14 protein-coding genes are annotated in these 13,999 nt (G+C 66.2%); 7 read left to right on the top strand and 7 right to left on the bottom strand.

Going from position 1 to position 13,999, the window contains the following annotated elements; translation table 11 throughout:
- Nucleotides 1–144: 144 nt before the first annotated feature.
- The 3 genes from HY699_16570 to HY699_16560 form a co-directional block, all read right to left on the bottom strand.
- Nucleotides 145–585 carry a hypothetical protein gene (locus HY699_16570; protein ID MBI4517419.1) on the bottom strand — a complete coding sequence of 147 codons (441 nt, stop codon included), beginning with the start codon at nucleotides 583–585 and terminating at the stop codon, nucleotides 145–147.
- 47 nt (nucleotides 586–632) lie between these two features.
- Nucleotides 633–2,000: a threonine synthase gene (gene thrC, locus HY699_16565; protein MBI4517418.1), complete on the bottom strand. Its 1,368-nt coding sequence runs from the start codon at nucleotides 1,998–2,000 to the stop codon at nucleotides 633–635.
- A gap of 142 nt (nucleotides 2,001–2,142) precedes the next feature.
- Nucleotides 2,143–3,165, bottom strand: coding sequence for a histone deacetylase (locus tag HY699_16560; GenBank protein ID MBI4517417.1), 1,023 nt, complete (start codon nucleotides 3,163–3,165; stop codon nucleotides 2,143–2,145).
- Between the two features lie 103 nt (nucleotides 3,166–3,268).
- Between HY699_16560 and tatB the strand changes: the two genes are divergently transcribed.
- The 5 genes from tatB to gshB all read left to right on the top strand — a co-directional run bounded on the left by tatB (nucleotide 3,269) and on the right by gshB (nucleotide 7,179).
- Complete coding sequence (gene tatB / locus HY699_16555; protein MBI4517416.1) at nucleotides 3,269–3,604, top strand: twin-arginine translocase subunit TatB; 336 nt, start codon at nucleotides 3,269–3,271, stop codon at nucleotides 3,602–3,604.
- A gap of 52 nt (nucleotides 3,605–3,656) precedes the next feature.
- Nucleotides 3,657–4,418 (top strand): twin-arginine translocase subunit TatC, encoded by a 762-nt coding sequence (gene tatC, locus HY699_16550; protein ID MBI4517415.1) that lies wholly within the window; start codon nucleotides 3,657–3,659, stop codon nucleotides 4,416–4,418.
- Complete coding sequence (locus tag HY699_16545) at nucleotides 4,415–5,281, top strand: 50S ribosomal protein L11 methyltransferase (protein MBI4517414.1); 867 nt, start codon at nucleotides 4,415–4,417, stop codon at nucleotides 5,279–5,281. Before tatC ends, HY699_16545 begins: the two co-directional genes overlap by 4 nt.
- Nucleotides 5,278–6,012 (top strand): 16S rRNA (uracil(1498)-N(3))-methyltransferase, encoded by a 735-nt coding sequence (locus HY699_16540; protein MBI4517413.1) that lies wholly within the window; start codon nucleotides 5,278–5,280, stop codon nucleotides 6,010–6,012. The genes HY699_16545 and HY699_16540 overlap by 4 nt, the downstream gene beginning before the upstream one ends.
- Before the next feature lie 192 nt (nucleotides 6,013–6,204).
- A complete protein-coding gene (gene gshB / locus HY699_16535; protein ID MBI4517412.1) occupies nucleotides 6,205–7,179 on the top strand; it encodes a glutathione synthase in 975 nt (324 codons plus the stop codon).
- 185 nt (nucleotides 7,180–7,364) lie between these two features.
- Here gshB and HY699_16530 read toward each other — a convergent pair whose 3' ends face one another.
- From HY699_16530 to HY699_16515, 4 genes are all read right to left on the bottom strand, one after another.
- The gene (locus tag HY699_16530) at nucleotides 7,365–7,850 is read right to left on the bottom strand and encodes a universal stress protein (protein MBI4517411.1); all 486 of its coding nucleotides are present in this window, start codon (nucleotides 7,848–7,850) and stop codon (nucleotides 7,365–7,367) included.
- Between the two features lie 105 nt (nucleotides 7,851–7,955).
- Nucleotides 7,956–8,141 carry a hypothetical protein gene (locus tag HY699_16525; protein MBI4517410.1) on the bottom strand — a complete coding sequence of 62 codons (186 nt, stop codon included), beginning with the start codon at nucleotides 8,139–8,141 and terminating at the stop codon, nucleotides 7,956–7,958.
- 1 nt (nucleotide 8,142) lies between these two features.
- A complete protein-coding gene (locus tag HY699_16520) occupies nucleotides 8,143–9,594 on the bottom strand; it encodes a putative sulfate exporter family transporter (protein MBI4517409.1) in 1,452 nt (483 codons plus the stop codon).
- Between the two features lie 104 nt (nucleotides 9,595–9,698).
- Nucleotides 9,699–11,069, bottom strand: a complete 1,371-nt coding sequence (locus HY699_16515; protein ID MBI4517408.1) for an MATE family efflux transporter — start codon at nucleotides 11,067–11,069, stop codon at nucleotides 9,699–9,701.
- A gap of 257 nt (nucleotides 11,070–11,326) precedes the next feature.
- Here HY699_16515 and HY699_16510 point away from each other — a divergent pair, with 257 nt between their 5' ends.
- On the top strand, nucleotides 11,327–12,232 hold the full coding sequence (locus HY699_16510; GenBank protein MBI4517407.1) for an SDR family NAD(P)-dependent oxidoreductase: 906 nt from the start codon (nucleotides 11,327–11,329) through the stop codon (nucleotides 12,230–12,232).
- Between the two features lie 27 nt (nucleotides 12,233–12,259).
- Entirely contained in the window at nucleotides 12,260–13,096 is an 837-nt protein-coding gene (locus tag HY699_16505; protein ID MBI4517406.1) for an SDR family oxidoreductase, read from the top strand.
- The last annotated feature ends 903 nt before the right edge of the window (nucleotides 13,097–13,999 follow it).

Genomic DNA, 13,999 nt, shown 5'->3' with positions numbered 1-13,999 from the left:
CCGCCGCAGCTCACTCAGTCGTGCCAGTCCCTGCGTTGCGCTGTTCTCCCTTGCCATTCGACAATTCTCCTCTCGTCGAGATGGCCGGGGAGGTTAGTCGAACGCGACGTCAGCGCGCATGCATGCTCACCGGAAGGACACGCTTCATCGCCGCGAGGCTTCTTCGCTCACAAGCCGGTTCAGCACCAGGCCGAAAAAGGCCGCGCCCGCCGCGCCGCTGAAGCGCCAGCCGAGATGACCGCGGCAGTCACCGCACAGGGCGTAGTCCCACGCAAAGCCGGGAAACCACGTGTGCTCCGGGCTCGGTGCACCCCACGTCTTGCACCCCGCTGCGCTGCCGAAGCAGCCGATCTCGAAGACGTAGCCCGCCGGGTTTACGCAGCGGTGCAGGTGAGCTCGGTTGACGCAAATGCGCGCCCGTTCCGAAGTGATCGGGTGGCGGCAGGCGGCGCAGACAATGGCGTGATCAGCGGCGTCGGCCGCACCATGCTTCGCCGCGATCTCGGTGCGGAGTAGCGGCTCCGGATCGGTGCGCTGCAACAGCCGGTAACCCTGCGGCTGCGGGTGCGTGGTATGGTTGACCATTGCGCCAATCCGAAGCAGTCGCTCGGCATCCGCCTTGCCTGCGGCTGCTAGCCGATCTCGGGTTGGGTGCGCTCAGAGAGCTGCATTTGCTCGATGCGCTCGAACAGCGCGCGGCGCACCGCCTCGAGGTCATTGGGTAGCTCGACCGGCTGGTTGGCATAGCGGCTGCGCACGTCCGGCAAGCTGCGCTGGTGATAGCCGGCCTTGAATTCGGTGAACTTCAACCCGTGGGCAGTCGAAATCACCACCACACGTTCGTGCGGCTTGATCACCTTGCGCTGCAGCAGGCGCAGCAGCGCGGCCAGCGCTACGCCGGTGTGCGGGCAGTTGAGCATCCCGGTGCGGTCGGCCAGCGCTGCGGCGTCCGCCAACTCCTCTTCGGTGGCTTGCTCGACGATACCGTTGAATTCCTGCAGCGTGCGCACCGCCTTCTTGAAGCTCACCGGGTTGCCGATTTGGATCGCGCTGGCCAGCGTCTTCTGGGCTTGGACCGGTTGAAACTCACGGAAGTCGTTGAGGTAGCTGAGATAGAGCGGGTTGGCGCGGGCGGCCTGGGCCACGACGATGCGCGGCCGCTTGGCGATCATGCCGAGCTGCTCCATCATTATCAAGCCCTTGCCGAGCGCGCTGACGTTGCCGAGATTGCCGCCGGGGATGATGATGGTATCCGGCACCTCGTACTCGAACTGCTGCACGATCTCCATGCCGACGGTCTTTTGCCCCTCGATGCGCAGCGAGTTCATCGAGTTGGCGAGATAGATGTTCTCCCTTTCCGTGATCTTCTGCACCATCGCCATGCAGCCGTCGAAGTCGGTGTCGAGTGAGAGCACCAACGCACCGTTGGCGATCGGTTGCACCAGCTGCGCCAGCGATACCTTGTTACGCGGCAGCAGCACCACCGCCGGAATCCCCGCCGCGGCGCAGTACGCGGCCAGCGCGGCCGAGGTGTCGCCGGTGCTGGCGCAGGCTACCGCCGGAACACTCTGCCCCTTGTGGCGCAGCTCGCTCACGACGCTGACCAGCACGGTCATGCCGAGGTCCTTGAATGAGCCGGTGTGGGAGTTGCCGCACTGCTTGACCCAAAGATCTTCGAGGCCGATCTGCCGGCCGAAGCGCTCGGCCCAAAAAAGGTTGGTGTTGCCTTCGTACATGCTGACGATGTGCTCGTCGGAGAGCGACGGCAGTACCATCTCCTTGCGATTCCACACGCCGGAGCCGTAAGGCCATTGCGTCGAGCGCACCCGCTTGTCGAACAACTTCTTCCAACCCTCGGCACTCACCCGGCGCAGCCGGTCGATGTCGTGCACCACTTCGAGCAGCTCGCCGCAGGCGTGGCAGCGGTAGATGATCTCGAAGATGTCGTAAGTCTTCCCGCACTCGGGGTTGATGCACTGAAACCAGCACTTGTACTTCATGGTACTCCCTCGCGGCGTGCGCTCGTGACACCCGTTGGCTTCTGCGCAGCGGCCCTTCAGTTCGGTCACTTATAGGAGAATCACGGCCGCGGCGAAAGCCGCATCGGCTCGCGCTAAGGGGCTCGGCCTACCCGCCACCGCCTCAGAGCTTCCAGTATCGCCGCTGGACCGCCCGCACCTGCTCCAACAACGCACTCGCACGGCTGGCGGGTGCGGGCCGGACCTCGCCACCCGGGCCGCGAAGTTCCGCCAATACCGCGGCGGCGCAGTGGCGAATCGCGGTGAGATCGTAGCCCCCCTCGAGGATCGCGGCGCAGCGGCCGCCGGCGTGCCGCTGCGCTATCGCCAGCAGCGAGCGCGCCATGCGCTCGAAGCCGGCTTCGGTGGCCTCTAGGCCGCCGAGCGGGTCGCGCACGTGCGCATCGAAGCCGGCAGAGATCAGTACGAACTCGGGCGCGAACTGCTCCGCGATCGGCTCGACCACGGCGGTGAACGCCTCGGCAAACTCGGCGTCGCCGAAACCGGCCGGGAACGGCAGGTTGACGGTGAAACCCTCGCCCTCGCCCCGCCCGACTTCTTCCATCGCGCCGCTGCCGGGGTAGTACGGATACTGGTGCGTCGAAATGTAGAGCACTCCCGGGTCGCGCTCGAACATGTGCTGCGTGCCGTTGCCGTGATGCAGGTCCCAGTCCACGATCAGCAGGCGCGACAGGCCATGCACTCGCCGCAGGTATTCGGCCCCCACCGCCACGTTGTTGAACAGGCAGAAGCCCATCGCGCGCGTACGCTCGGCGTGATGACCCGGCGGCCGGACCAAAGCAAAACCGTTGTCCACCTGCCCCGCCATGATCGCCTCGAGTAAGGCGAGGAAACCACCCGCCGCCAAGCACGCCGTCGCGTACGACTGCGGCGACGCCGGCGTGTCGGCATCAAAAGCGTAACGCGGCAAGTGCTGCGTCAGCGCCACCTCCTCGACGTAGGCGCCGTCATGCACCAACGCCAACTCCTCCCCCGTCGCCGCCCTTGCGGCGATCGGCTGCACCCGTGCCGCCTGCTCTTGTACCAGCTCCAACAACACCGCCACCCGCTCGCGCCGCTCGGGATGACCGCGCCCGGTGTCGTGATCCAAGTAGCGCGGATCAATGACGACACCCGTTTCGCCCATGGCGCCCTTGTAGCAGAGCGCCGGCGCGGTGTCAGGGCGAAGGGTTGCCTCAATTGACTCCCCGCCGCGATTCTCCTAGCGTACAGTCGTTAGCGGAAGCGCCATGTTTGGCATCGGCTTGCCAGAACTACTCGTGATTATGGTTGTCGCCCTGGTTGTTCTGGGGCCGAAACGGTTGCCGGAAGTGGCCCAGGCACTAGGAAAGGCCCTGGGCGAGTTACGCAAAGCCACCAGCGGCATCACCGACGAGTTGCGCAACGCCCAGATCATGCTCGAAGAGGAAACCCGGGCCGCCATGGCGCCCGCCAAGTCCCCCGTCGCGAAAGCCGAGCCACCGGCGGCCGCGGCGGCGGCGCCCAACACAGTACCGGCCGGTAGCGACACTCCGGTTTCGCAGACGGTTGCCAGCGAAGCGCCGCCGACAACCGAGACCACCTGAGCGCGCTGCGGCTGGCCGCACCGCCTGGGCGCCTGCACCCCCAAATAAAGATATGTCGGTCGATGTGAAGATGCCGCTGACCGCGCACCTCGAGGAGCTGCGCTGGCGGCTAATCCGGGCGCTGCTCGCCGTCGGCCTAGCATTCATGGTGGCTTACTACTTCGCCGAGATCCTTTTCGGGTTTCTTACCGAACCATTGCTGAGCCTCAATGCCAGCCTCAGCCAAGGCAATCCGGGCGCGGGGGCGGTGCAGCTGATCGGTACGGGTGTCGCGGAGGCGTTCTTCACCAAGTTGAAGGTGTGCTTCCTCGCCGGTGTGTTCGCCGCCAGTCCGGTGATTCTCTACCAGCTGTGGCAATTCATCGCGCCCGGGCTGTACGACAACGAGAAGCACTACGCTCAGCCGTTCGTGTTCTTCGGCACCATCTTCTTCCTCGCCGGTGCCGCCTTCTGTTACTACCTGGTGCTGCCCGTCGGCTACCGGTTCTTCGTCGAGGAGTACGGCACCATTCGCGTCGACCCGCAGATCCGCATCAGCGAGTATCTGACATTCACCGCCCGCATGCTGCTGGCGTTCGGGGTGACCTTCGAGTTGCCGGTGATCACGTTCTTCCTCGCCCGCCTCGGCATCGTGACCGCGGCGTTGATGCTGCACTACCTCCGTTACGCCGTGCTGCTCATCGTTGTCATGGCGGCCATGTTGACACCGGGACCCGATATCGCCTCGCAGATGTTGATGGCCGGGCCGCTGTTGGTGCTGTACCTGCTGAGCATTGGTATCGCATACCTGTTCGCCAAGCCACGAGCGACATGAGGCCGCAGGCAATGCCCGGTGCGTGGACGGAAGTCACGGTTGCAGTTCCCAGTGTTTTCGGTGAAGCGCTGGCCAGCTTCCTGCTCGACCTGGGATCACCGGGGTTAGTCACCGACGACGGGCAGCCGACGGTGACCTTCACCGCTTACCTTGCCGCCGATGCCCGCCAGCAGCTGGCGGCGTTGCGGGCATTTTGCGCTGATATCAGCGCTGTCGCGCGCATTACCACCAACAATCTGCCAGCGCAGGACTGGGCCCATAACTGGAGGGACCACTTCCCGCCGCTGGCCATCGGCGAGCGGCTGTACCTCGTGCCGCCGTGGATCAACGACCTCCCCACCGGGCGCATCGCCATCGTCATTGATCCGGGGCTGGCTTTCGGCACTGGCCACCACGCCACCACGCAGGCGTCGCTGCTGCTGCTGGAGCGCGCCGTGGCGGCGCAGCCACCTCACCGGGCGCTCGACCTGGGCACGGGCTCGGGCATCCTCGCCATCGCGCTCGCCAAGCTCGGGGTAGCCGAGGTGTGCGCCGTCGATAGCGATAGCGAGGCCTGCCGCTGTGCACGCGAAAACTGCGCGCGCAACGGCGTGAGCGACAAAGTAAAGGTGGTCGGTGCGCTGGGAGAGACCTCTGGCCGCTTTGACCTCGTCGTGGCCAACTTGCTCAGCTCGCTGCTCATCGAGCTAGCGCCAGCGCTGGCGGCTGCACTGGCGCCCGGCGGGCAGCTGATAGTGTCCGGCATCCTGCTACCCGAGGTCGCAGACGTCGCCGGCGCGTTTGCCGCTCACGGCCTCGCTGAGCACGCTCGCATCGCCATGGGCGAGTGGGTGACTCTACATTTGCGGCCGCACCTACTGTGAGCCGCAAACGCCTGCCGCGGTTTTTCGTAGCGCACGACGCCATCGCCGGCGAGCGTGCCGTCTTGACAGGAGAAGAGCGCCACCACGCGCGTGTATGCCGCTTGCGGCCCGGGGCGCGGGTCGAGCTATTCGACGATTGCGGCCGCGAATACGACGCGCTCGTGAACACGGCCACCGCTGAACTGATCGAGCTGACAGTGACTGAACGGGTGCCGGCGCCGCGCGAGTCTGGGCTCGCGCTGACGCTGGCAGTCGCCCTGTTGAAAGCTGACAAGCTTGACCTGGTGATCGAGAAGGCCACCGAGTTGGGGGTCGCCGAGGTGGTGGTGTTCCGCTGCGAACGGACCCTCGGCGGCAGCGGTAGCAGCCGGCGCGAGCGCTGGCAGCGGATTGCGCTCAGTGCCGCCAAGCAATGCGGGCGCAGCGCGGTACCGCGGATTTACGGACCCGAGTCACTGGAAGCGCTGGCGCGGCGCCCGGCTGACCTGCGGCTCGTCTGCTGGGAGCAGGCGAGTGCGGCGGCGGGGTTCCCCGGCGGCGGCTGTCCGGCCTCGGTGCTAATTGCCGTCGGTCCCGAGGGTGGGTTCACAACCGATGAGGTAACGCGCTTGCAGGCCGCCGGCTTTAGTAGCGTCTCACTCGGCCCGCGCATGCTGCGCGCCGAGACCGCCGCCATCACCGCGGCGGCGCTGGCACAAGCCCGTTGGGGCGACCTCGGCGGCCGGGCCTAGCCCTAATCCGGCGCTAAGCATCGCCGGGCCATGCCAGGCACGGCCGCCGGAGAACCCGCAGGGTCGCGTAGATGCAGCGCTTTCGGCAGCTGGCCACAAGGGCTTGCACAATTCTTGGAAACCTTAGCGCCGGATTAGGGCCTAGGCGCCCGGCTTGCGTCACGCGCTCCCGCTTCGTAGCATCAGCTCGCCATGCGCTTCGCCTTCGTCATGGACCCGCTGGATCGGGTCCTGCCCGATAAGGACACCACGTTCGTCTTCATGTTGGAGTCGCTACGGCGCGGGCACGAGGTCTACCACTGCCAGCCGGGCGACTTGTTCCTCGACCACGCTACACCACACGCCCGCCTGCGCCGGGCCGAGGTGTGCCGCGTGCCGGCGAGCGAGCGCGAGACGCAGCGCCACTACCAGTTATTTGAAGAGCGCATCGCCCGCCTCGATTGGTTCGAGGCCGTTTTCATGCGCAAGGACCCGCCCTTTGATCTGGCTTACTTCTTCACCACCCACTTGCTCAGCCTGGTTGACGGGCGCCGCAGTCTGGTGCTCAACCATCCCCGCGGCTTGCGCGAGGCCAACGAGAAGCTTTACGCGCTCAACTTCCCCGAGGTCATTCCCGCCACCCTGGTCAGCAACGACCCGGTGCGCTTGAAGGCGTTCATGGAAGAACAAGGCGGCGAGATGATCATCAAGCCGCTCGGCGGCTGCGGTGGCGCGGGCGTGTTTCATCTGCACCGCAGCGACCGCAATCTCAACGCACTGCTGGAGATGGCGACCGCCAACGGCGCCCAGCTCATCATGGCGCAGCGCTACCTGCCGGCGGTACGCCAGGGCGATAAGCGGCTCATCGTGCTCAACGGCGAACCGCTCGGCGGCGTGCTGCGCGTGCCGCGCGAGGACGAGCACCGCGGCAACATTCACGTCGGCGGTACCTGCGTGCGAACCGAAGTGACGGCACGCGACCGCGAGATTTGTGCTCAGCTGGCGCCGCGCCTGCGCGCCGACGGATTGTACTTCGTCGGCCTCGACATCATCGGCGGCCACCTCACCGAGGTCAACGTCACCAGCCCCACCGGCGTACAAGAGATCAACGCCCTCAACGCCACCTGCCTCGAAGCCCCGGTGCTCGATTTCGTCGAGCACCGCGTCGCCACCCTGGCCCGCGGGTAGAACCGTTCAGGCGTCGGCCTCGCTGCGCACCGTGGAGTTGAAGCCCGCCGACGAGCGTGGGCACAGACTGCCTTCGCCGGGGCCGAGATCGAATTTATGGCTGAGGTTACGGGCGTGTGCTCTTTGGTCTGCTCATGCCTCGATACTCCTGACGGAGATCCTCAGCACGGGCGGGTATTGGCACTCTAACGCGACGGGCGCTTCGTTCGCGGCTTGCGCTTCGCCGGCTTGTAGCCGCGGACGGTGACCACGGGGCAGGCGGCGCTGCGCACGACCCGCTCGGCCACACTGCCCAGCAGCACGTGCGACAAGCCGGTGCGGCCATGGGTGGCCATGACGATCAGGTCGGCCTTGAGCCGCTCGGCGGTGTCGACGATCACCTGGAAGGGAGTGCCCGTCTGCAACACGGTGCGCGCATTCACGCCGCGCTTCTCCAGCTCTGCCGCCAAGCGCAGCAGCTGTTCCTTACCGATGCGGCGTTGCTCATCGAGCAGCATGCTCAGATTCGCCGCCGGCCCGTACAAATCCGCCGGCGTGGCGTAGTACACCGGCTCGACGACGAACAACACCACCAGTTCGGGGCGAAACGGCTTGCCGAACTCGATGGCGTAGTCGAGCGCCTGCAGCGCGGTGTCGGAGAAGTCTACCGGTACCAGGATTCGTTTAATCATCGTGCACCCCGTTTCATCAGGTGTGCGGCAGATACACTGCCGGCGCCGGCGGCGCAAGGCTGGGCGGCGACGCCGGCGGCTCGTGCGCTCGCAGCCCGTACCAGCTCACCCCGCCGCCGGCACCGCAAAGAAGCGGTAGCTCACCCACACCAGCACCGCCATCAGCAAGACCCCGAGAACCAGGCACCACGCGATCAGCTTCTTCTCGATCGGTAATAGCGGCTCGAACGGAATCCGGGCGAGCTCGTCGCCGATGCGCACCTCGACTTCGCCGGGCGGGCGCTGGTCCATGTCACAGTGCTCCTTCGAGGGGCGGGCGGACGCCGTGAAAGAAGATCCACGAGATCGCCAGACCGATCCAGAGAATAAAGCCGAACAGGCTTACGGCATACACCGCCGCCAATCGGCCGATACCTTCCTCCCACAGCCGCTTGAAGTCCGAGACGAGCCCGATCGAGAAGAAGGTCATGACGAAGAACAGCACTCGGAAGACGTTGCTCTCCGCGGTCGCTGCCTTCAGGCCGCCGGCGAGGTCGGGTGCAGCGAGCACCGCGGCAAAGGGCACGGCGAAGGTAGCGCCGTACCCGAGCACGAACTTGGGAAAGCGCTGCCAGATCTCGCGCAACGCCACCCGCTCGCCCGGCCGCTTGTCGATGCCGTAGACCCACACCAATGCCAGTACGAACGCCCAGACGCCGATGAACACGTCGATGAAGATCTTCACCGTGGTGGTGGTCAGCAATATCCAGCCTTCCTTGTAGCGAACGCCTGACTCCGCCAACGCCTTGGCCCGGATGAGCGCCTCAGTGATGGTGCCACTAGCCACCGCCGCGCCGTCGGTCTTGACCGCCAGGCCCATCCACGCCCCGGCCACCATCGGCTCGTGCGCCAGCAGCGCTTGCGCCAGCAACGGCAACAGCAACAACTCCACCACCGAAAACACCACCACCAGTGATGAGACCATGATCGGCACCACCGGCCGGGCGCGGATTGCGGCGCCGGTGGCGATGGCGGCCGAGACGCCGCAGATCGAGATGCCCGAGGCCAGCGGCGCCGCCCACTCGCGACTGAAGCCGAAGTAGCGGCGAGCGAGGAAGTACACCAGCGCCCAGTAGATCAGGTAGGCCTCGACGATGGCGGCAAGGCCGCGGAACATGATCGCGGTGGCCAAGCCGGTGGCACCGGCCGCCTGCACCCCCAGCGTTGCGCCCAACAACACGATCGCAGTTTTGATGTACCACTCCGGCCGCGTCGCTTCTTTGAGCAATGCCGTGGCGCGCGGAAAGAAGTTCCCCAGCGTCAGCCCGGCCAGCAACGCCACGATGAAGCCCGCTTCGCCGGTGAGACCAAGTGACCAGCCGATGCCGAAACCGGGGCGCTGGTCCGGGGTCGCGGCGATGTAGGCGTAGTTGCCGATCAGCCAGCAGCCATAACTCAGCCAGAATAAGACCGTGAACCCGACTGCAAACCGCCGCAGATTCAACCCGAGCGCGCCGGCGCCGGTAGCCATAACCACCAGCAGAAAGAGATAGGTCAGCAGCAGAGAGACGAACCCCGGCAGTTGCGCGTACGATTTCGACACCGGTGCCAGCGCCTTCGAAAGTTCGAGCCAGCCCCGGGTCGCCACCGCCCACCCCAGCAAATCTAGGCCGGCCGTCGCCGTCAGTGACAGCGCAAACACTGCCAGTCCGATCCAAACAGCCCACCAGTCTTCGCTTTGAAACCAACGCCGCGTAGCGTACATGAGCCCTTGCCCCGGTTACCACTACCAAGCGCCCATCGCAAAGCGGGCGCAAAGACTTGCCCCGCCGCTGGGGTCGGCGCCGGATTGGCCCTGAATTATCTCGGTCAAATCCGGATCGCGCGCCAGGCGCCGGCACGAAAGCGCAGCAGCCACGTCGAGCCCAACACCGTCACGTAGCCCAGTTCGCCGAACCACGCGCCCACCACCCCGCCGCCGAGCACGACCGCGATCAGGTAGACCAGCGGCAGCCGCACCAGCCACGCCAACCCGGTCTGCACCAGGAAGGGCCAGCGGGTATCACCGGCGCCGCGCAGCGAACCGCCGGCGATGATGCCGGCGGCATCGAGCAGCTGGAACAACGCGCCCAACGCCAGCAACGGCCGGCCCAGGGCGACGACCTCGGGATCACGCGTAAAGATGCCGAGCAACAGGTCCGGCACGGCAACAAAAAGCGCCGCCACCAACACCGCCAACCCCATGCCCAGCTGCATCGCCGAGCGGTGGCTGCGCTCGGCCGACTCCAGTTCCTGCGCCCCGACGTAACGGCCGACCAGCGCACCCGACGCAATCGACAGCCCGTACGCCTGCATGAACGACAGCGCGAGCAGCTGTATCATCGCCTGACTGGCGGCCATGGGCGCGTTGCCCATGCGGACAATGATGGTGGAGAAGAGGGCGAATGAGACCATGTCCAGCACCCACTGTCCGCCGATCGGCAGGCTGGTGCGGGCGAAGCGGCGGCAGGCCTCCAGCTGCGGGCGCACCGGCCACGTGCCGTACGCCCGTGCTAGCCGCGGGCGCATGAGTACGACCAGCAGAGTCAGCGCGTATACCCAGTTGGCAACGGCAGTGGCGGCCCCGGCGCCCGCCACTCCCAAGGTAGGCAATCCGAAGCGGCCAAACACCAAGGCGTAGGCCAGCCCAGCATTGAGCAGGTTGGCGGCGATGGTCACCAACAGCGGCGTGCGCGTGTTGCCCAGCCCACGAAGCAACGAGGTAAACACCACGCCGGCCACCACCGCCGGCACACCGTACAGGCGCGCCTGGGCATAGTGCGCCGCCAGCGCCCGCAGCTCGGGTGACGGTCCGAGCAGCTCCAACAGCGGCGCAAATGCCAGCGCGATCACGACCGCCCAGACCACCGCCGCTGGCAGTAAGACGTAGAGCGCCTGCCACACCCAGCGCCCGCATTGCCGTGCTTGCCCGGCACCGAAGGCTTGCGCGACGAAGGTCTGCACCCCGGTGGCACTGCCGACAAACGCGCACAGCAGCGTCCACAGCCATACCCCGCCGAAGCCGACGGCGCCCAACTCGGTGACCCCGAGATGACCGACGATAGCCGAGTCGACCACCTGCATCAGGGTGTCGGAGAGTGTCTGCAGCACAACCGGATAGGCGAGGATGGCAACTTCCGCGATTCCGCCGGGTATTCGCCCGGGCTCACTCGCCGCCACCACCCCAGCTTGTGCCGACATGCTTCACCTCAATAACCAGCAGCAGCCGTACCGTCACGGCCCCAGGACCGCCCGCGCTGTGCGCCGCCGCCTGGCCATGCTGTCTTCGGTGCGCGCTGCCGGTGCGCGGAAGCTACCACGGTGCCGGCACAGCGCCAACCACTGGGTTTCTCCGACCGTTGGACGGGCCGGGCGCGGCCGGCGCCATTGACTCGCCCGCCCCCGCCGAACTACTAGCAGCGGGCCGGCCTGACACCAGCGAACTGGAGGAACTGAGAATGGGTCTTTTGGACGGAAGAGTGGCGATTGTAACCGGGGCCGGGCGTGGGCTCGGCCGCGAAGAAGCGTTGGCGCTGGCAGCCGAAGGGGCGCGCGTCTTGGTCAACGACGTCGGCACCTCGGTGCACGGCGAGGGCAGCGATCAGACTCCGGCGGCTTCGGTGGTCAATGAAATCAAAGCTGCCGGCGGCGAGGCGCTCGCGACCTACGAAGACATCGCCGATTGGAACGGTGCGCACCGCACCATCGAGCTGGCCTACCAGCGTTTCGGCCAGCTCGACATCCTGGTCAACAACGCCGGTGTGCTGCGCGACCGGATGAGCTTCAACATGTCGGAGGCGGAGTTCGATCTGGTGCTGCGGGTGCACTGCAAAGGCCACTTCGCCATGATCCACCACGCCTGCGTGCGCTGGCGCGAGGTCGCCAAGCAGAGCGGCGGCACGGTCTACGGCCGGGTGATCAACACCTCCTCGGAAGCCGGCTTGATGGGCACGGCCGGCAACAGCAACTACGCCATGGCCAAGGCCGCGATTGCCGCCCTAACCATCAGCATCGCCCGCGAGATGGGCAAGTACGGCGTCACCGCCAACTTCATCGCGCCGCGCGCGCGCACGCGCATGACCGATACCATGCCCAACAGCAGCCTGTTCGCCAAACCCGAAAGCGGTTTCGACGCTTTCAACCCGGCCTGGCCGGCACAGCTGGTGACTTTCCTCGCCGGCGAGGCCGCCGGCGATATCAACGGCCAGGGGTTCATCATCTGGGGCGGCGAGCTGATGCTGGTCAAAGGCTGGCACCCGGCCAGCCAGATCAGCCAGTCGAACGCCGCCTTCACCGTGCGTGATCTGATCGCACGCAAAGACGAGCTCTTCGGCCAGCTGGCGCGCCAGCCCGAGTACATGTAGGCGGCCGCGCGGCGCGGTCGGGAAGACATGAAGCCTCTGCAAGACAAGGTTGCGATCGTCACCGGCGCGGGACGCCCGCACGGAATCGGCCGCAGCACCGCGCTGCGCTTGGCCGAGCAGGGCGCCAACGTCGTTGTCACCGACCTCTGCCGCAAGTACGAGGGCGACCTCGCCTTCTATGAGGTCGGCGACGATTGGCAGCGCTTGCAGTCGGTCGTTGCCGAGATCGAGGCGCGCGGCGCCCGCGGCCTGGCCTGCCGCGTCGATGTCACCCGCCGCGACGAGGTGGCGGCCTGTGTCGCAGAGGCGAGCGAGAAGTTCGGCGGCATCGACATCCTGTTCAACAACGCCGGCACCGCCGTCGGCGTCGGGCCGTTCCTGGCGATGACCCAGGCGCAGTGGGATCTCAGCCTGACGGTCAATGTCACTGGTATGTTCCATTGCTGTCAGTTGGTGATTCCCAAGATGATCGAGCGCGGCGGCGGGGTCATCGTCAACACCTCCTCGCTCGCCGGTCTCGGCGCCGGCGAATTGATGTGCGGCTACCACACCTCGAAGTTCGCCGTGGTGGGATTTACCAAGGCCATCGCCGCCGAGTTCGGTCAGTTCGGGATTCGCTGCAACGCCGTCTGCCCCGGCATGGTCGATACCGACCTCGGCCAGAGCGAGTACGAATTCATCTCGGCGATGGAGGGCATCACGGTGGAGCAGGCGCGCCAGCGTGCGGCGCAACGGATTGCGCTGCGCCGCACCTGCTCGCCCGATGAGGTCGCCGACGTCGTGGCCTACCTCTGTGGACCGGGCGCGGCTTACATCAACGGCGTGGCCCTCCCGATCGCCGGCGGCATGGCCGCCGGGCTGTAGCACCCGAGCGCGCCGCGCCCGCGGCCGAATCGCCGCGCGTACTGGTTTCGTGACCGGGGACGCCATCGCTCATCGCTCCACAGGTCTCCCTTCGCGTCTCACTCCCTCCTTCCGCATCGTTGCGCGGGGCGCAGCCATACCACCGCGTCCACGACGTGGACCCTTGACGGGTGACACTCGGTGAATGATCCGCCGCATATACGATACGAGGAGGTTCACTCGCCGGTGCATGCGTTTGTAGGTCGAGTACGGGCCGCTCGACCGTAGATGCTTTATGCCTAGCGGGCGAGAACTGCTGCCAGTGACGCAGCGGTACCCCTGGGCTGGAGCGCCGCATGTTCACGCGGGGAAGTTTCGGCGGAAGTGCGGGTCGCAGCAGGATTGCCTGCGGCCGGGTCCGGAAGCGGGGCATGAATCACGAAAGCACGAAATGCCGAAAGCACGAAAATGGATGGCTGCTCGAAGTTGGCGGATAGTGCAAGAGGGCCGAGGTGCAAAATAGACTTGATTAAGGCTCGCGGTTTTCTGCTGCCGCGCGAGAAAACTCCTTGACGGCGAAATCTCGGGTACGTTACGCGAGTTCTAGTTCGTGCTCGTCACACTCTGTCGCGTGGCTTTCGACATCAGGAGGGGACTCCGGTGGTTCGGGCTCGAGTCGGTGGTGTCGCAGACGTGGCTTCGCGCTTCCAGCGCGTAGCGCTGAGCTCACCGGCTCGCTTTTCGCGCACACACTCCGTAGGTTTCAGCCGTCATCCATCAGCGGTCAGCGCTCGCACACGAGTGGTGGCGCAGGCCCTTCGACGGCGCCTAGCGCGGGCTGACGCCCGCAACCCAAAGCTCGACAGGGGTATCCCGTCATGCCCGCAATCTTTAGAGCCGGCCCCCGCGAAGGCGTGGGGCGGG

The sequence above is a fragment of the Deltaproteobacteria bacterium genome (assembly GCA_016210005.1).
GTDB lineage: Bacteria > Desulfobacterota > Binatia > HRBIN30 > JACQVA1 > JACQVA1.
Note: the sequence above shows the minus strand (reverse complement) of the source record. Positions and strands in the feature narration are given on the sequence as shown.